Below are 16,602 nucleotides of genomic sequence, written 5' to 3' on the forward strand. Positions count from 1 at the left end.
TCCTGTATAGGTGTGAGTTCTACTTCACCAGCTTCTTCGTCATCGCCAGCAGGGTACGCACATCTTCCGGACGCGTATCGCCGCTGGCTTTGTCGATAATCGAGCTGTAGATATGCGGGATGATTTTGCTCACGCCCGCGTCGAGGGCGATCTGCAGGATCTCCTCATAGTTTTCCAGATCGATACCTCCGGTCGGCTCCAGCCAGAAGTCGTGACGGGCGCAGGCTTCCGCCACCGCTTTGTACTCGTCACGGCACTTCAGGCCGCCCATCGGGAAGTATTTGATAGAGCTGCCGCCGAAATCTTTCAGCAGAGCAATCGCCGTTTCCACCGGCACAATGCCGTCCGGTGCCGCGCTGCTCAGCGGGCCGGTGGAGATTTTCACCATCCCGACGGTACCGGTCGGAGAGACCAGACCGTTGACCACGGAGTCATTTTGCCCCAGCAGCGCGCGGCTGGTGGCCACGCCGGTAAAGACCTGGTTAACGTGCTGCGGCTGCACCTGGCGGGAGATCTCGCTCACCATCGCCGACTGGTTCGGATCGCCCGCGCCCAGGCCAACGGAGAGCGCGTTATCAATCAGCTTCGCGTATTCGCGCATATCGGCAACGGCGCTCGCCACGTCCGGGTAATTTTTGGAGAGCACGCCCACCAGCACGTGGCCTTCCGCCGCCTCGTAGATGGCGCTGGCGTTGGCCTTTGAGCCAGCCAGCACGTTCAGACAGACGCGGTCACGGTAAAAGTTGGGAGTCAGTTTCATGCGTTTTTCTCCTGTCCTAATATTTCACTAATGCGGCGGTACACAATGTTCAGCTGGTCAGCGTTTACGCTGCGCACGTCCGCTTCGATAATCCCTTCGTTGGCCTTGTAGCCACGGAAGTAAATGGCGTACTCGCCCTGCTTGAGCTTCGCCACCAGGTCCCCCGTGCCGAGGCCGGTGGTGGCTTCGTCAAACTTAATCTCGGTGCGGGCGATGTCGCGTCCGGCGCTGTCCCAGACCACGCGCGCGGTCACACCGTTCAGGGTGTTGAGCGCCTCGATAAACGGCGTCATTTTCGCCACCATCTCGGCACCGCTCTCTTTGGTGGCCGTCAGATAGTGTTCGATGGCGCAGGTCAGGCCAAGAATGCCCTCTTTACCCACCTTCATGGCGCGGCCAATCCCCGCCGTCTGGCGCTTCACCCACTCAACGTACTGGGTCTTGCCGATCACCAGCCCGCTGGTGGGGCCTTCGATCGCCTTCGCGCCGCTGTAGATCACCAGGTCCGCGCCGGCGCGGTAGTACGCGTGCAGATCTTCTTCCGCCGCGGCATCGACGATGAGCGGCAAGTCGTGTTTACGTGCGACAACCGCCGCCTGCTCGACGCTGAGCATGCTTTTCTGCACGCAGTGGTGAGATTTGATGTACATGATCGCCGCCGTGCGCGGGGTAATCGCCGCCGCCAGCTGATCGGCGGAACATTCGTTGGCGTAGCCCGCTTCCACCAGCCTGCCGCCGCCCAGCGCCACCATGGTGCCCACCGGCGCGCCAAAATTCACGTTGTGGCCTTTCGGCAGGACGATCTCGTTGTTCTCAATCGGGGTCACGTGCAGGTTTTCCAGCAGCCAGTCGCTGTCTTTCACCAGCACCGCGGCCACGGACTGGGCAATGCCCGCCGACGCGCAGGAGACCACCGTCGCCCCTTCCACGTCCAGCAGCTTCGCGATGTACTCCCCGGTTTTATTGACCAGATCCTTCATCTCGAAATAGTGATTCATGCCGTCCATCGCCGCCTGCACCACCTCCGGGCGCGGCGTGGAGACGCCCAGCGCCGTCATGCGGCCAGAGGTGTTGATAACCTGCTTTAAGCGGTACTTCTCATAAATCGAAGGCATGTTCCGTGCTCCCTTGTTCAGTCATGTAGCCCTTGCCCGCGCGGATCGCGGCAAGCGGCACCAATATGTGTTCAGCCTGCAGGCTGTCGTTTTCGACATCCGTCAGCACCGTCGGCTGACGTTTAAGGGTGAACAGCGTCAGGTCGGCATCAAGACCCGGCTGAATGCGGCCTTTACGCGTCAGGCGCAGGCCGTCGGCGGCGTTCGCCGTGACGCAGTCAATCACCTGCGGCAATGACATGCCGATGGCGAGAAACTTCGACATCACGCTCGCCAGCGAGCCGACCGGGCCGTTGATGCGGTTGCGGCAGTAGATATCCGAGCTGATGGTGTGCGGCAGAATGCCCATCGCGATGGCGCGTTTCGCCACCTCAAAGCTGAAGCTCGCCGTGCCGTGGCCGACATCCAGACGCACGCCGCGCTTCAGCGCAGACGTAATGGAGGCGCGCAGCTCGCCGGAGGGCGTCAGAATGCGGTTAGGCTTGCCGTTGTAGCAGTGGGTGATGATGTCGCCGGAGCTCAGCAGCTCGGCAATTTCGTCGAGGTTCGGCGGGTTGTTGCCAATGTGCACCATCAGCGGCAGATCGCCGTTCTCTTTCTGAATGGCTTTGGCGCGCGCCAGCGGCGTGATGCCGTTGTCACCGACCACGCTGCTGCTCATGCGCGCCTTCAGGCCGACGATAAAATCAGGATGGCGTTTCACCGCCTCTTTCACCGCGTCGGCGTCAATATTGGCCATATTGGCCAGCTCGTTCTGGGCAATCAGCCCCACGCGGGAGATGTTCAGCAGGGCAAACACCTCGGTGGAGGCTTTGCGGGTGATGGCGTAGAAATCGTCCACGTCGTCGGCCCCGGTGCTGCCCGCGTCCACCACGGTGGTGACGCCGGTGGCAATGCCCACGCTGTCCGGCTCGTCGTGGTAAATCGGGGAGTTCGGGTAGCAGTGGACGTGGGAGTCAATCCAGCCCGCGCTGACGAACACATCACCGTTAAGCTCAACCGTTTTGCGGGCGGGAGCGTTAATGTCGCCTGTCGCGGCGATCTTCCCGTCCTGAATGGCGATATCGGTCAGGGTATCGTCGGCGAGGCGCGCACGGCGCAGGAGTAGATCAAACATGGGGTTCTCCTGATAAGGCGGGCACCGAAGCGCCCGCGGGTATTAAAGGGCGACCGGGAACAGCCAGCCCAAAATCATTGCGCCGAGGATGGCGCCACCGGTTATCGGCTTCTGCCAGATGTAGAACAGCAACGCGCCTACCAGGGAACCGACGCCGATTGGAATGGAGGCGGTCATGGCGCTGAGGATAATCAACGGCCCGAGGAAGCGGCCGGAGGCGTTACCCGCGCCCATCATCACGTCTGCGCCGTAGGTGGAGTTGCTCTGGTTGATGGTGAACTTACGCGCCAGGATGATGACGTAGCCAATCGCCAGACCAATCACCAGGCCGGTAATCAGCGAGGCAATGAAGTTGGTCACCGGGAACATGATCCCCGCGCCCAGCAGCAGCGCCGGTACGCCGAGGCCCACGCCGGTCTGGATCGCCCCGCCGATATCAAGAATACCTACCAGCGACCCTTCGATAATTCGGGCGAACAGGAAGCTCGCGCCAAATGCCGCCACCGCGCCGTAAACGCCGGTATCAATGCCCGCTTTCAGCATCGCCACGAAGGCCACTTCGTTAAACGCGCCGATGCCGTAGAGGTAGTACATGTGCGTCCCGGCAAACACGCCGGAGGAGAGCAGGCCAACGAAGATCGGGAACGACCAGTCGGCATACCAAAAACCTTTATTCTGTTCCATTTAGAGGCTCCTGTTATTTACCGCTGAGCGAGTTGTGGATCATGTCGAGCCAGTTCGGCACGGTCAGATGGAAGGATTCGATCATCTTCATGTCGAAGCCGCGGAAGAAGCCGCTCAGCACGAAGAGCAGAACGATCGCCGCCATCATCACTTTGGTGACGTGGTTCCAGCCGCTCTCCTCCACGCCTTTACCGATCAGAATACCCAGTACCAGACCCGGTACGGCGTTACCCATGATCAGCTGTGCCGCGCCGCCAAAGATGGTGGCCCAGAAGCCCGATTTTTTACCCGCGTCGATGGCCGCCAGCCAGAAGATCACCGGCATCACGGTGTTGACCAGCAGGTTCGCGGCAGGCACCAGCACCTTCACGGCGGTGACCTGAAGCGCTGCGGGCACGGAGGAGGCGGTCAGGTTAAGGAAGGTCACGACAATCATGCCGATGATGCCGCAGGCAATCGCCATTTTGCGCGGGTCATGCAGCGTTTCACCGACGTTACGGTTTTTGATCATCAGCGCGGCAGCACCCCAGTTTGGGATGATGCGGTGGTCAACGTCCTGTGTGAAGGCACCTGCGGCCACGGAAGAGGCCCAGGCGTTAAAGAAGAAACCTAACCCAAAGGAGAAGTGGGACGCCGGATCCCCTTCGCAGGAGTTCAGTTCCCCCAACGTACGAAACGCGCCCATACCCTGAGTGGTAGGCGCATGAAACATGCGTGCAGCCCCGGCCCCGACACCGACGCCTACCAGGCCGCCGATGATGAGCGATTTTATTAATATAATTAAGAACATCAGTCTGCCCTTTTATGAATAATCAGCGTTGCGTGACGAAATCCACCTGGTCGAGATTGATGGCTGTCACGTTGACGGTCACATCCAGCTCCACGCTGTAGGTGCGTCTTTCCCGGCGCAGAAAGAAGAACAGAAACGCTTCTTTTCGCACCGCTTCTTGCGCCTGAACAACCTGCACATCCTGTGGCTCAATACGCAGTAAGATATGCGGTGAGGCTTTCATCACCGCGGCCTGAACGTGGTTGAGCGCGTCGGCAAAGGCGCGCGCTTTGGCGTCGCCCTTCCCCTTCACTCTCACCGTGGTTGTGAACTGTTCTTTCATGCTTATGCGCCGTATTTTTTCTGCCACGCCTGTACCAGACGCTCGCCCAGCTCTTCTTTATCCATAAAGCCAAAGCCCAGCACGTTGCAGCCTTCGTTGATGGCGGTGACGCCTTCATCCACGGAACGCATACCGTATTTGGCTTTGTAGCCATATTTGGTCTGGGCGGTGATGGCACCCGCGCCGCCGCTGCCGCAGAAGGAGATGCCGAAGGTGGCGTTTTCTGCTTTCATCACGTCGCCGAGCTTCATGTCTGCCGCCATGCCCGGTACGACAACCGCGCGTCCACCTGCTTTTTCCACACCGGCCGCCACCTTCTGACCTTTACCCAGGCGATCGCCAATCACGACTGTAATCTGTTCCATGTGTTGCTCCTTAAAGGTTGTCTTTCGCGACTTCAAAGTGAACGGAGAGCAGCCAGGCTTCTTCATCAGGAAGGTTGCCAAACTGCGCCACCACTTCACGGGCAAGCCGCATTGAATCCGGTGAAATTTCGTCAAACAGCTCTGCTTCAACCTCCGGCAGCGGCTCGCCGGTCACGGACCGGTGCGCCATGGCGCGCACGTGGGAAGTAAGCATCTGCTCCTGTACCGCATTGGGGATGATGTTGTTCCGGGCCAGCAGGGCATAAACCTGCTGCAGCATGGTGTTCGCGAGCTGTTCTGTTTGCTCCGCCTGTTCCCCAACGTCGTTCATTACCGCTCCGTTAATCACTGGTCTTACCCCGTTAATGGCTCTGGAATAAAACTAACGTTGGGGGGGAATTGTTTGTAGCGAGTTGTTTTCCACTTCGAAGTGGAAAGGGGAGCCGCAGCAGTGATCTGTGCCACATAAATACGGTGAATCTGGATTAATCACGGCATTTGCGTGATTAATATCACGTATTCCAGCGGCAAAACGCGCGCCGGGGAAACGAAAACGTTCAGGCGTGGTGACGCAAAAATGTGATGGCGATAGGGTTTACTTATTACCGCGCAAAAAAACGGGGGACATTGGCCCCCGCTGATTATTTGTCAGATGCGCGATCGGTTAACGGTATTTCTTGTGATACGTATTACGGGTCGTCACAAACTGCTCGGCCGCCGCCTGGGCTTCCTTCACTTTGCCTTCGTTAGCGAGCTTCAGCGCGCCGTCGATCTGGCCGACCAGCACGTCAAAGCCGTGGCGGTAGTCTTTCATCTCTGCACTGTCTGCCGCTTTGCTTTCCAGTTTAGGAGGCGTCGCTTTTTGTGCGTCCAGCGCCGCTTCACGCATTTTGGTCAGCGCGTCTTTCATTTCCGCCGCATTGTCGGTTTTCTGCACCACCTTCAGGTTTTGCCCGAGGATGCCCATGTCGTCTTCAAGATCGGCAGCAAACGCAGAAGAGCCAAGAACCAGCGTTGAAGCCGCGACGATCGCTAACAGATGTTTACGCATTGCTCACTTCCTTTTTTATTATTAACAAAACGCTATCTCTATTGTCCGGCGATTTTCATTTCCGAGAGTAATACAGAGCCACACTGTATATTGCTGCGTGTTTCAATATCGTTACCGACCGTAACGATATTGCGCCACATATCCTTCAGATTGCCAGCGATGGTAATTTCGCTCACCGGATACTGGATTTCGCCGTTTTCAACCCAGAAGCCCGCCGCGCCGCGAGAGTAATCGCCGGTGATGCCGCTGACGCCCTGACCCATCAGCTCGGTCACCACCAGACCGGTGCCCATCTCTTTCAGCATCTGCTCAAAGTTGAGGCCCTGCCCGGCAATGCGCCAGTTGTGAATGCCGCCCGCGTGCCCGGTGCTTTTCAGCCCCAGCTTGCGCGCGGAGTAGTTGGTCAGAAGCCACTGGGTCAGAATGCCGTCTTTCACGATGTCACGACGCTCCGTGCGCACGCCTTCGCTGTCGAACGGCGTGGAGGCCAGGCCTTTCAGCAGGTGCGGATGCTCTTCGATGGTGAGCCATTCCGGCAGGATCTGCTTGCCCAGCGAGTCGAGCAGGAAGGTCGATTTACGGTAAACGGAGCCGCCCGCGATAGCGCCCACCAGATGGCCAAACAGGCCGGTCGCCACTTCGTTGGCAAAAATCACCGGCGCTTTCATGGTGGAGAGCTTGCGCGGCGACAGGCGAGACAGCGTGCGTTCGGCGCACTCTTTGCCTACCCACTCCGGAGACTGCAAATCCCCCAGCGCGCGGCCAATGGTGTAGGCGTAGTCGCGCTCCATGTCACCGTTCTCTTCGGCGATGACGCAGCTGGAGAGCGAGTGGCGGGTAGAGCAGTAGCCCTGCAGCATGCCGTGGCTGTTGCCGAAGACTTTGATGCCGTAGTGGCTGTTAAAGCTGCCGCCTTCGGTATTGGTGATGCGCTTGTCGGCCTGCAGGGATGCCTGCTCGGCGCGCGCGGCCAGCTCAATCGCTTCGTCCGGCGTCACTTCCGCCGGATGGAACAGGTCGAGATCCGGCGCGTCAAACGCCAGCAGATCTTTATCCGCCACGCCGGCGTAAGGATCCGGTGAGGTATAACGGGCGATATCCAGCGCGGCCTGCACCGTACGGGCGATGGCATCCGGACTGAGATCGGTGGATGACGCACTGCCTTTGCGATTCTGGTGATATACCGTGATACCCAGCGCGCCGTCGCTGTTGAATTCAACATTCTCCACTTCGCCATAGCGGGTGCTCACGCTAATGCCGGTGGTTTTGCTGACCGCCACTTCGGCGCCATCTGATTTTTCTGAAGCAAGCATCAGCGCGGTGGAGACGGCTTCTTCCAGAATCTTACGCTGCGCTTCAACTTGTGAGGTTACTTTCATCGCAAATGCCATACTGTAAGAGAGAGTTAACTGAAGTCTAACAGAGAACCGTTTTTCAGTGCGCGTCTTAACTGGTAACATTAGCCTCTTTTTTTAAGGAGCCTGACATGACTAAGCAGCCCGAAGACTGGCTCGACGACGTTCCCGGTGATGACATCGAAGACGAAGATGATGAGATCATCTGGGTCAGTAAAAGTGAAATTAAACGTGACGCCGAAGAGTTAAAACAGCTTGGCGCGGAAATGGTAGAACTGGGTAAAAACGCGCTGGATAAGATCCCGCTCGACCAGGATCTGCGAGATGCCATTGAACTGGCACAGAAAATCAAAAAAGAAGGCCGTCGTCGCCAGCTTCAGCTTATCGGGAAAATGCTGCGTCAGCGCGACGTCGATCCGATCCGCCAGGCGCTGGACAAGCTGAAAAACCGCCACAACCAGCAGGTTGCGCTGTTCCACAAGCTGGAGCAGATCCGCGATCGTCTGATTGAACAGGGTGATGACGCCGTACCGGAAGTGCTGAACCTGTGGCCGGATGCCGACCGCCAGCAGCTACGTTCCTTGATCCGCAACGCGAAGAAAGAGAAAGAAGGGAATAAGCCGCCGAAGTCTGCGCGCCTGATTTTCCAGTATCTGCGCGAGCTGTCTGAGAACGAAGAGTAATCCGTTCCCCTCACCCCGGAGGGGCGAGGGGGAAAAGAACGTAGGCCCGGTAAGCGCTAGCGCCACCGGGCTTTTTTTTACGCTTCGGCGGCCGCTTCCGCTTTCTTCGCCAGCCCGTCCAGCAGCTTCTGATGGATCCCACCAAAACCGCCGTTGCTCATCACCAGAATATGGTCGCCGGGCTGAGCGGCTTTCACCACCATATCCGCGAGCGCATCCACATCCGCGCTCCAGTGCGCAGGCTGGATGCAGGCATCGGCCACTTCCGCCACCTGCCACGGAATATGCTGCGGCTGCAGCAGGAAGACCTCATCGGCACGTCCTAACGACGGCGCGAGATCGTCTTTGCAGATGCCCATCTTCATGGTGTTCGAGCGCGGTTCCAGCACCGCCAGAATGCGCGCGGTACCGCCGACTTTGCCACGCAGGGCGGCAAGCGTCGCCAGAATGGCCGTTGGGTGGTGCGCGAAATCATCATACACCGTGACGCCGTGGGCTTCACCGCGCAGCTCCAGACGGCGGCGGGCATTGATAAACGAGCCCAGCGCATTGGCTGCATCCGCAGGCAGAACGCCCACGTGACGCGCTGCCGCAATCGCCATCAGGCCGTTGTGCATGTTGTGTTCGCCCACCAGGCCCCACTTCACTTCGCCCACTTTTTCGCCGTCGAGCAGCACTTCCCACTCGGAGGCATCGGCGTTGAGTTTCTTCGCCTGCCAGTGGCCCTGCTCGCCCACCAGCTCCTGCTCGCTCCAGCAGCCCATTGCCAGGGTCTGCTTCAGGTTGATGTCGTTTTCCGGCAGGATGATGCGGCCCTGGCCCGGCACGATGCGCACCAGGTGGTGGAACTGTTTCTGAATGGCCTTCAGGTCGTCAAAAATATCCGCGTGGTCAAACTCAAGGTTGTTGAGGATCAGCGTGCGCGGGCAGTAGTGCACGAACTTGGAGCGCTTGTCGAAGAACGCGCAGTCATACTCGTCGGCTTCGATCACAAAGAACGGGCTGTCCCCCAGGCGCGCAGAGACGTCGAAATTACCCGGTACGCCGCCGATGACGAAGCCCGGCTTGTAGCCGCAGGCTTCGAGGATCCAGGTCGCCATGCCCGCGGTGGTCGTTTTGCCGTGGGTACCGGCAACGGCAACCACCCAGCGGTCGCGCAGGACGAAGTCATGCAGCCACTGCGGGCCGGACATGAACGGAATATTGCGTTCCAGTACCGCCTCAACGCACGGATTGCCGCGGGTCATGGCGTTGCCAATAATCACCAGGTCCGGCTCGGGATCCAGCTGGCTGGCATCGTAGCCCTGAATTAAAGCGATGCCCTGTTTCTCCAGAAGTGTGCTCATTGGCGGATACACATTGGCGTCCGAACCTGTCACCTCATGGCCCAGCGAGCGCGCCAGCATTGCCAGTCCGCCCATGAAAGTGCCACAAATCCCCAATATATGAATGCGCATACGTCACTATCCTTCTTCAATGTGGCGCACATTTTACTCACATGTTAGCGGCTGTGAAACGCATTTCAGGTAAATCCGTATGTTGCTGGCGCGATTCACCTCTGCGCTACTATTTGAATATTTGTTAAGATTGTTGGGCTTTAGTCGTTTTAGTGAACATACAATCGCTCTACTCACAAAGATGCAGGGAAAGTGTTATGAAAACGTTAGGTGAATTTATTGTCGAAAAGCAGCACGAGTTCTCTCATGCTACCGGTGAACTCACTGCTTTGCTGTCGGCAATAAAGCTGGGCGCTAAGATCATCCACCGTGATATCAACAAGGCCGGTCTGGTCGATATCCTGGGTGCCAGCGGTGCCGAGAACGTTCAGGGCGAGGTTCAACAGAAACTCGATCTGTTCGCAAATGAAAAACTGAAAGCTGCACTGCGCGCGCGCGACATCGTTGCGGGTATCGCCTCCGAAGAAGAAGATGAAATTGTTGTTTTCGAAGGGTGTGAACACGCGAAATACGTTGTTCTGATGGATCCGCTCGACGGCTCCTCCAACATCGATGTTAACGTTTCTGTCGGTACCATTTTCTCCATCTACCGCCGCGTCACGCCTGTTGGCACGCCGGTGACCGAAGAAGATTTCCTGCAGCCGGGCATTAATCAGGTTGCCGCCGGTTACGTCGTCTATGGCTCCTCCACCATGCTGGTCTACACCACCGGTTGTGGCGTACACGCCTTTACGTACGATCCTTCCCTGGGCGTTTTCTGTCTGAGCCAGGAACGCATGCGCTTCCCGGAGAAGGGCAATACCTACTCCATTAACGAAGGTAACTACATCCGCTTCCCGAACGGCGTGAAGAAGTACATCAAATTCTGCCAGGAAGAAGATAAAGCGACGCAGCGCCCGTACACGTCCCGCTATATCGGTTCTCTGGTCGCTGACTTCCACCGCAACCTGCTGAAAGGCGGCATCTACCTCTACCCAAGCACCGCCAGCCACCCGGACGGGAAGCTGCGTCTGCTGTACGAATGCAACCCGATGGCGTTCCTGGCCGAACAGGCGGGCGGTAAGGCGAGCGACGGTAAAGAGCGTATTCTTGAGATCGTGCCGGAAAGCCTTCACCAGCGCCGTTCGTTCTTCGTCGGCAACAACCACATGGTTGAAGACGTTGAACGCTTTATCCGCGAGTACCCGGACGCGTAATCCCTCTCTTCAGGGGAGCCGATCCGGCTCCCCTGTTCATTTATATATTTTACCGTATAAGTGTTTATAAAAAACACGCTTTAATATTCGCCACTGCTCCTGCATTATTTCCATAACAGTTTGACAGATATTTCGTGGAGCAGAAACGCAATGAAAAATTATTCCCGTGCTAATACCGGCATTGATTTAAATCTTATCCCTGTATTTATTGAAATCGTCCGCTGCGGCAGCATGGCAAAGGCCTCTTTGCGTCTGGAGATGTCACGCCCTGCGGTGAGTCTGGCATTAAAGCGTTTTAATCAACTCTTTGATGAGCCGTTATTTCTCCGCAAAGGCTTATATCTTGAGCCGACTGAAAAAGCACTAGCCTTAACCAGCTCGCTGGAAATATTAATGGGCGAAATTCACGATAATATTGGGGCGCTTAATTCCGCAACGAATAAAACCCCGGCACAGAACGTACCGGGGCTGGGTAATATTATGCCGCGTTCTGAGTCGTCACTTTGAATGATGACATGGCTTCCATCAGCTGACGCGACTGCTCCTCAAGGGAGCGGGTCGCGGCGGAGGATTGCTGCACCAGCGCCGCATTCTGCTGCGCGGTTTCGTCCATCTGGTTTACCGCAATATTCACCTGCTCAATGCCGCGGCTCTGCTCCTGAGACGCGGTCGCAATCTCACGCATCAGTTTGGTCATGCGCAGCACTTCTGTTGCGATCTCATCCATCGTTTCGCCCGCCTGCTGGGCCAGCTCGCTGCCCTCGTTAACGTGGGTTTGCGAATCACTGATAAGAGAACGAATCTCCTTCGCCGCGTCGGCGCTGCGGCTGGCCAGGTTTCGCACCTCGCCCGCGACGACGGCAAACCCGCGCCCCTGCTCGCCCGCGCGCGCGGCCTCTACGGAGGCGTTAAGCGCCAGAATATTGGTCTGGAAGGCAATGCCGTCGATCACGCTCAGGATGTCGGCGATGCGCGCCGAGCTGCCGGAGATATCGCGCATTTTTTCAATCACGTAGCAGACCATTTCGCTGCCGTGATCGGCCGTGTCGGACACCGACTTCGCCAGCTGGTGCGCCTGCTCGGCGTTATCGGCGTTGAGCTTCACCGTGGCGGTGATCTGTTCCATGCTGGCCGCCGTCTGCTCCAGCGACGTGGCGGTGGATTCCGTTCGCTCGGCGAGATCCCGGTTCCCCAGCGTCAGCTCGCGGCTGCCGGTGTCAATCTGCGCGCTGGCATCGCGTACCCGCAGAACCGAGTTCATCAGCGACTGACGCATCTCCTCAATGACCGCGTTAAGGCGGTTAAACTCCTGGCTCGCGGGCGCGGCCAGCGTATGGGTTAAATCGCCCGCCGCCACGTTCTCCAGCTGAGCAATGGAGGCCGAGAGCGGCTTGAGCAGCATATGGCGCAGCGCCAGCCAGGCCAGCACGATAATGCCCGCCGTCAGCAGCGCGGCGACGATAATCAGGATCAGGACGCGGGTTTTGCTCGCCTGCACGGCACTCACTTCCGCCTGACCTCGCGCTTCGCTCCATTTCTGAAACGCCTGCATGTCGTTATCAAACGCTGACGCCAGCGGGATCAGCGTCTTCTCCAGCAGGTCGTAATACCCGTCCGCGCTCTGGTCGTTGAGGGTTTTCAGCATCGGGTTGATCCCCTGCTGGTTATACGCCGCCAGGCTGGCTGCCACTTTATCGAGCAGCTGCTGCCCCTGCTCGTCAGCCACGCCGCCGTCGATCACGCCCTTCAGCGTTTTCTGGGCCAGGGCGACTTCCTGATTAATGTTTTTTACCGCGTTGGCCGCATCGTCCAGCATGCCGATTTCCATCATGCGGACGGCCTGACCCGCTTCATTGCGCGCGCGCAGGATCAGCGTATAGCCTGAATTAAGCTGCACCATCTGCTCACCCTGAAGGTGATTAATGCGCTGCAGCGAAGAAGAACTCTGTGTGAGGGCATAAATGCCAATGCCGCTGACAATCAGCAGCAGAAGGGTCATAACGGCCAGTAAAGAGAGCAAGCCGGTACGAATCGATAGCGTTTTCAGCATGATATTATTTCCGGTAGCGAGATATTTCTGGGCATAAAAAAAGAGTATCGGCCGCTACCGGAAAATGTTTAGACTTTCAGCATGTTATCGCTCTGTTACCGATGTGTTCACGCGGGTAACAGGCGAGCTTTGACGGTTCTCCCAGAGCACCGTCAGGCCGCGCTGCAGGGCAATAAAAATAAACAGCAGAATGCCGATGGCGATCTTCGTCCACCAGGAGCTGAGCGTGCCGTCAAAGTTGATATAGGTCTGGATCAGCCCCTGAATCGCCACGCCGAACAGCGTCCCCAGCACCGTACCCACGCCGCCGCTGAGCAGCGTGCCGCCGATGACCACAGAAGCAATCGCATCCAGCTCCACGCCAACGCCTGCAAGGGCATAGCCCGCCTGGGTATACACCGAGAAGACGATCCCCGCCAGCGTCGCCAGGCCGGTCGAGAGCATATAGATGCGGATGGTGGTGCTGCGGGTCGAGATCCCCATCAGGTTGGCCGACGTGGCGTTGCCGCCGATGGCGTATACCTGATTGCCAAACCGGGTGCGGTGGGCAAGGAAGATGCCAATCACTACCACGCCCAGCATCAGCAGCCCCATCGCGCTCAGGCGGCCGCCGCCGGGGATTTTCCACGCCAGGCTGGAGAGCGTGTCGTACACCGGATGGTTAATGGGAATCGACTCTTCCGACACCAGGTAGCTCACCCCGCGCAGGAAGAACATCCCCGCGAGGGTAATGATAAATGCCGGAATTTTTAACGCGTCGATCAGCAGCCCCATAAAGGCGCCAAACGCGCAGCCCATCGCCAGCACCAGCGGGAACGCCAGCAGCGGTGAGATGCCCCAGAAGCCGATCGCTTTCGCGAGGAACACGCCCGTAAACGCGATCACCGAGCCGACGGAGAGGTCGATCCCGCCGGAGAGGATCACAAAGGTCATGCCGACGGCGATGATGCCTAAAAAGGCGTTATCGGTCAGGATATTGCAGATCACGCGCGTCGAGGCAAACCCCGGGAACTGGGTCAGGCAGTAGAGATAGCCCAGCACAAACACGCCCAGCGTGATCATTAACGGCAAATTACGTTTTATCATGGCCACGGATCCCCTTAATGATGCTGACAAAGCGCGGCGACTGGACGATCAGCACGCAGAGCACGACCACCGCTTTCACCACCTGGTTGAGTTCCGGCTGGAATCCCGAAAGCAGGATCCCGGTGTTCATGCCCTGAATGATCAGCGCGCCGATCGCCGAGAGCAGCAGGTTAAAGCGCCCGCCCATCAGCGACCCGCCGCCGATGACCACCGCCAGGATCGCATCCAGCTCCAGCCAGAGCCCGGCGTTGTTGGCATCGGCTCCGCGAATATCCGCCGCGACGATCACGCCGGCGATGGCGGCGCAAATACCGCTCAGCACGTAGGTCAGCATCACCATCAGCCGCGTGTTGACCCCGGCGTTGCGCGCGGCGCGGATGTTGATCCCGACGGCCTCAATGAACATGCCCAGCGCCGTTTTGCGGGTGAAAAGCCAGAACACCACGAGCGTCACCAGGGCAATCATCACCGGCGTCGGGAAGAACAGAAGGTTGCCGCTGCCGAGCCACGCCAGGCTCGGCGAGTTAAAGGTGACAATCTGTCCGGAGGTAATTAGCTGCGCGACGCCGCGCCCGGCCACCATTAAAATGAGCGTGGCGACAAAGGGCTGGATTTTCAGCACCGCCACCAGAATGCCGTTCCATAATCCGGCCAGCACGCCAGTGCCTAAGGCCGCCAGCAGGACCACCGGCAGGCTATGCCCGGCCACGGTCATGGAGGCTGCCGTAGCCCCGGCGATAGCCATCACCGCGCCGACGGAGAGATCAATCCCGCCGGTGGCGATGACCAGCGTCATCCCGATGGCCAGCAGCGCCACGGGCGCGGCGCGGTTTAAAATGTCTATCGGGCTGCCAAACAGGCGGCCATCCTGCACGATAATCTGGAAGAAATGCGGCGCGACCAGGCTATCCACCAGTAAAACCACCAGCAGCGCCGCGATTTGCGGCGTGCCGGTCGGCCAGCTGAAGCGGCGCTTTGACTCACCGGTTTGCGAAAGCGAACGGGACATCACGATTCACTCCTTATGCCGCGATGGCATTCATGATCGCCGGAACGGACAGCTTATCCAGCGGGATCTCTGCCACCTGTTTACGATCGCGCATGATGATGACGCGATCGGCATAGCCCACCAGCTCTTCCAGCTCGGACGAAATGACCAGCAGGGCCAGACCGTCTGCGCACAGGGTTTCGATAAGCCGGATAATTTCGGCGTGCGCCCCTACGTCAATGCCGCGGGTCGGTTCGTCGAGGATCAGGAACTGGGGTTTGGTCAGCAACCAGCGGGAGAGCAGCACTTTCTGCTGGTTACCACCGGAGAGGAACTCAATGGGCTGTTCCGCGCTCGGGGTGCGGATGCCGAGCTGGCGGATAAAGCGCTCAGCAATGGCGTTCTGCTCTTTGCGTGGGATCGGCCGCAGCCAGCCGCGCTGCGCCTGAAGCGCCAGAATGATATTTTCCCGCACCGAGGCGGCGGCAATGATGCCGTCCGTTTTCCTGTCTTCCGGGCAGAAACCCACCCCCAGGCAGGAGGCCTGATGCGGCGATCGCAGGGTTTGCGGTTTGCCCTTGATCAGCGCGCTGCCGCTGTCGGCGGGCTTGATCCCGAAGATCACCTCGGCGGTCTCGGTACGCCCCGAGCCCAGCAGGCCCGCCAGCCCGACAATTTCGCCCGGCCGCACCTCAAGGTTAAACGGCGAGATGACCCCTTTTTTGCCGTAATCGCTGAACGCGGCGACCGGCTTCTCGCTCAGCAGCGTGCGGCCCGCGCGCTGAAGGGCGTTGGTCTCCAGCTCGCGGCCCAGCATCATTTTGACCAGCTCGATCTGCGGCAGCTCGCGGGTTTCACGGCAGCCGACAAAGCTGCCGTTGCGCAGCACCGTAATGCGATCGCTCACCTCATACACCTGATCGAGGAAGTGGGTAACGAAGATCAGGCTGACGCCCTGATCGCGCAGCTGGCGCATCAGGGTAAAGAGCATTTCCACCTCCTGGGTATCGAGGCTGGCGGTGGGTTCGTCGAGGATCAGCACCTTTGCCGAGAGATCGATCGCGCGGCAAATGGCGACGATCTGCTGCATCGCCACGGAAAAGCGGTTCAGCGGCTCGCGGACGTCGAGAGAGAAGCCGTAGGATTCCATCAGCTTTGTCGCCCGCGCCTCCATCTCTTTACGGCGCAGCAGGCCAAAGCGTCGTGGCTCACGGCCAATAAACAGGTTATCCGCCACCGACATATTCGGCAGCAGGTTCACTTCCTGGTATACCGTCCCGATCCCCAACTGCTGGGCATGGGCGGTGTTTTTGGGCGAAATGGCGTTACCTTCCAGCCAGATGGTGCCACGGTCGGCGTGATAAACGCCGGTCAGAGATTTAATCAGCGTCGATTTTCCCGCGCCGTTTTCCCCCAGCAGCGCCATGATCTCCCCGCGCCGCAGGCTGAAATCAACGTTATCCAGCGCCTTTACGCCGGGGAAGAATTTACTCAAGCCCTCTGTGCGGAGGATTTCCTGGTGTTGTTCAGTGGTCATGGTTTCCCCCTGCATCAAGCCGGAAGGCGCTACGCTTATCCGGCCT

18 protein-coding genes are annotated in these 16,602 nt (G+C 58.6%); 3 read left to right on the forward strand and 15 right to left on the reverse strand.

Annotated elements, in window-relative coordinates:
- Window positions 1–19 precede the first annotated feature (19 nt).
- The 10 genes from PI91_RS01850 to pmbA all read right to left on the reverse strand — a co-directional run bounded on the left by PI91_RS01850 (window position 20) and on the right by pmbA (window position 7,595).
- Window positions 20–760 (reverse strand): KDGP aldolase family protein, encoded by a 741-nt coding sequence (locus tag PI91_RS01850; protein WP_008501404.1) that lies wholly within the window; start codon window positions 758–760, stop codon window positions 20–22.
- A complete protein-coding gene (locus tag PI91_RS01855) occupies window positions 757–1,875 on the reverse strand; it encodes a DgaE family pyridoxal phosphate-dependent ammonia lyase (protein ID WP_039265346.1) in 1,119 nt (372 codons plus the stop codon). Before PI91_RS01855 ends, PI91_RS01850 begins: the two co-directional genes overlap by 4 nt.
- The gene (locus PI91_RS01860) at window positions 1,859–2,992 is read right to left on the reverse strand and encodes an amidohydrolase/deacetylase family metallohydrolase (protein WP_039265347.1); all 1,134 of its coding nucleotides are present in this window, start codon (window positions 2,990–2,992) and stop codon (window positions 1,859–1,861) included. Before PI91_RS01860 ends, PI91_RS01855 begins: the two co-directional genes overlap by 17 nt.
- A gap of 42 nt (window positions 2,993–3,034) precedes the next feature.
- On the reverse strand, window positions 3,035–3,676 hold the full coding sequence (locus PI91_RS01865) for a DUF4310 family protein (RefSeq protein WP_003856081.1): 642 nt from the start codon (window positions 3,674–3,676) through the stop codon (window positions 3,035–3,037).
- A 13-nt stretch (window positions 3,677–3,689) separates the two neighbouring features.
- The gene (locus PI91_RS01870) at window positions 3,690–4,466 is read right to left on the reverse strand and encodes a DUF4311 domain-containing protein (RefSeq protein ID WP_006810337.1); all 777 of its coding nucleotides are present in this window, start codon (window positions 4,464–4,466) and stop codon (window positions 3,690–3,692) included.
- Between the two features lie 22 nt (window positions 4,467–4,488).
- A complete protein-coding gene (locus PI91_RS01875) occupies window positions 4,489–4,788 on the reverse strand; it encodes a DUF4312 family protein (protein ID WP_006810338.1) in 300 nt (99 codons plus the stop codon).
- A gap of 2 nt (window positions 4,789–4,790) precedes the next feature.
- Complete coding sequence (locus tag PI91_RS01880) at window positions 4,791–5,153, reverse strand: SFCGS family glycine-rich protein (protein ID WP_006810339.1); 363 nt, start codon at window positions 5,151–5,153, stop codon at window positions 4,791–4,793.
- A gap of 10 nt (window positions 5,154–5,163) precedes the next feature.
- Entirely contained in the window at window positions 5,164–5,502 is a 339-nt protein-coding gene (locus tag PI91_RS01885) for a glycine dehydrogenase (RefSeq protein ID WP_025911967.1), read from the reverse strand.
- A gap of 315 nt (window positions 5,503–5,817) precedes the next feature.
- Entirely contained in the window at window positions 5,818–6,204 is a 387-nt protein-coding gene (gene cybC, locus PI91_RS01890) for a cytochrome b562 (protein ID WP_008501412.1), read from the reverse strand.
- Window positions 6,205–6,242: 38 nt separating this feature from the next.
- A complete protein-coding gene (gene pmbA / locus PI91_RS01895; RefSeq protein WP_039265349.1) occupies window positions 6,243–7,595 on the reverse strand; it encodes a metalloprotease PmbA in 1,353 nt (450 codons plus the stop codon).
- A 95-nt stretch (window positions 7,596–7,690) separates the two neighbouring features.
- On the opposite strand from pmbA, the gene yjgA reads away from it, so the two are divergent.
- Window positions 7,691–8,242, forward strand: coding sequence for a ribosome biogenesis factor YjgA (yjgA, locus tag PI91_RS01900; protein WP_008501414.1), 552 nt, complete (start codon window positions 7,691–7,693; stop codon window positions 8,240–8,242).
- A 77-nt stretch (window positions 8,243–8,319) separates the two neighbouring features.
- Here yjgA and mpl read toward each other — a convergent pair whose 3' ends face one another.
- On the reverse strand, window positions 8,320–9,699 hold the full coding sequence (mpl, locus tag PI91_RS01905; RefSeq protein ID WP_039265350.1) for a UDP-N-acetylmuramate:L-alanyl-gamma-D-glutamyl-meso-diaminopimelate ligase: 1,380 nt from the start codon (window positions 9,697–9,699) through the stop codon (window positions 8,320–8,322).
- Between the two features lie 197 nt (window positions 9,700–9,896).
- Here mpl and fbp point away from each other — a divergent pair, with 197 nt between their 5' ends.
- Together fbp and PI91_RS01915 are read left to right on the forward strand one after the other, a co-directional pair.
- A complete protein-coding gene (gene fbp / locus PI91_RS01910) occupies window positions 9,897–10,895 on the forward strand; it encodes a class 1 fructose-bisphosphatase (protein WP_008501416.1) in 999 nt (332 codons plus the stop codon).
- Between the two features lie 150 nt (window positions 10,896–11,045).
- Window positions 11,046–11,402, forward strand: a complete 357-nt coding sequence (locus tag PI91_RS01915; RefSeq protein WP_039024039.1) for a LysR family transcriptional regulator — start codon at window positions 11,046–11,048, stop codon at window positions 11,400–11,402.
- On the opposite strand, the gene PI91_RS01920 is transcribed toward PI91_RS01915, so the two are convergent.
- The 4 genes from PI91_RS01920 to ytfR form a co-directional block, all read right to left on the reverse strand.
- Window positions 11,374–12,945, reverse strand: coding sequence for a methyl-accepting chemotaxis protein (locus tag PI91_RS01920; protein WP_039265351.1), 1,572 nt, complete (start codon window positions 12,943–12,945; stop codon window positions 11,374–11,376). The genes PI91_RS01915 and PI91_RS01920 overlap by 29 nt on opposite strands.
- An 84-nt stretch (window positions 12,946–13,029) precedes the next feature.
- Window positions 13,030–14,031: a galactofuranose ABC transporter, permease protein YjfF gene (yjfF, locus tag PI91_RS01925; RefSeq protein ID WP_032675830.1), complete on the reverse strand. Its 1,002-nt coding sequence runs from the start codon at window positions 14,029–14,031 to the stop codon at window positions 13,030–13,032.
- Window positions 14,018–15,043: a galactofuranose ABC transporter, ATP-binding protein YtfT gene (gene ytfT / locus PI91_RS01930; RefSeq protein WP_021240695.1), complete on the reverse strand. Its 1,026-nt coding sequence runs from the start codon at window positions 15,041–15,043 to the stop codon at window positions 14,018–14,020. Before ytfT ends, yjfF begins: the two co-directional genes overlap by 14 nt.
- Before the next feature lie 10 nt (window positions 15,044–15,053).
- On the reverse strand, window positions 15,054–16,556 hold the full coding sequence (gene ytfR / locus PI91_RS01935) for a galactofuranose ABC transporter, ATP-binding protein YtfR (protein ID WP_008501421.1): 1,503 nt from the start codon (window positions 16,554–16,556) through the stop codon (window positions 15,054–15,056).
- Window positions 16,557–16,602 lie beyond the last annotated feature (46 nt).

The organism is Enterobacter sp. FB, from assembly GCF_000805795.1.
Lineage (GTDB): Bacteria > Pseudomonadota > Gammaproteobacteria > Enterobacterales > Enterobacteriaceae > Enterobacter > Enterobacter roggenkampii.

Excerpts from the sequence above, each read along its gene's own strand:
- PI91_RS01870 (WP_006810337.1), bottom strand. The coding sequence starts at position 4,466 with ATGTTCTTAATTATATTAATAAAATCGCTCATCATCGGCGGCCTGGTA.
- PI91_RS01860 (WP_039265347.1), bottom strand. The coding sequence starts at position 2,992 with ATGTTTGATCTACTCCTGCGCCGTGCGCGCCTCGCCGACGATACCCTG.
- PI91_RS01865 (WP_003856081.1), bottom strand. The coding sequence starts at position 3,676 with ATGGAACAGAATAAAGGTTTTTGGTATGCCGACTGGTCGTTCCCGATC.
- fbp (WP_008501416.1), top strand. The coding sequence starts at position 9,897 with ATGAAAACGTTAGGTGAATTTATTGTCGAAAAGCAGCACGAGTTCTCT.
- mpl (WP_039265350.1), bottom strand. The coding sequence starts at position 9,699 with ATGCGCATTCATATATTGGGGATTTGTGGCACTTTCATGGGCGGACTG.
- cybC (WP_008501412.1), bottom strand. The coding sequence starts at position 6,204 with ATGCGTAAACATCTGTTAGCGATCGTCGCGGCTTCAACGCTGGTTCTT.
- pmbA (WP_039265349.1), bottom strand. The coding sequence starts at position 7,595 with ATGGCATTTGCGATGAAAGTAACCTCACAAGTTGAAGCGCAGCGTAAG.
- PI91_RS01920 (WP_039265351.1), bottom strand. The coding sequence starts at position 12,945 with ATGCTGAAAACGCTATCGATTCGTACCGGCTTGCTCTCTTTACTGGCC.
- PI91_RS01850 (WP_008501404.1), bottom strand. The coding sequence starts at position 760 with ATGAAACTGACTCCCAACTTTTACCGTGACCGCGTCTGTCTGAACGTG.
- PI91_RS01855 (WP_039265346.1), bottom strand. The coding sequence starts at position 1,875 with ATGCCTTCGATTTATGAGAAGTACCGCTTAAAGCAGGTTATCAACACC.
- PI91_RS01880 (WP_006810339.1), bottom strand. The coding sequence starts at position 5,153 with ATGGAACAGATTACAGTCGTGATTGGCGATCGCCTGGGTAAAGGTCAG.
- yjgA (WP_008501414.1), top strand. The coding sequence starts at position 7,691 with ATGACTAAGCAGCCCGAAGACTGGCTCGACGACGTTCCCGGTGATGAC.
- PI91_RS01915 (WP_039024039.1), top strand. The coding sequence starts at position 11,046 with ATGAAAAATTATTCCCGTGCTAATACCGGCATTGATTTAAATCTTATC.
- PI91_RS01875 (WP_006810338.1), bottom strand. The coding sequence starts at position 4,788 with ATGAAAGAACAGTTCACAACCACGGTGAGAGTGAAGGGGAAGGGCGAC.
- ytfR (WP_008501421.1), bottom strand. The coding sequence starts at position 16,556 with ATGACCACTGAACAACACCAGGAAATCCTCCGCACAGAGGGCTTGAGT.
- yjfF (WP_032675830.1), bottom strand. The coding sequence starts at position 14,031 with ATGATAAAACGTAATTTGCCGTTAATGATCACGCTGGGCGTGTTTGTG.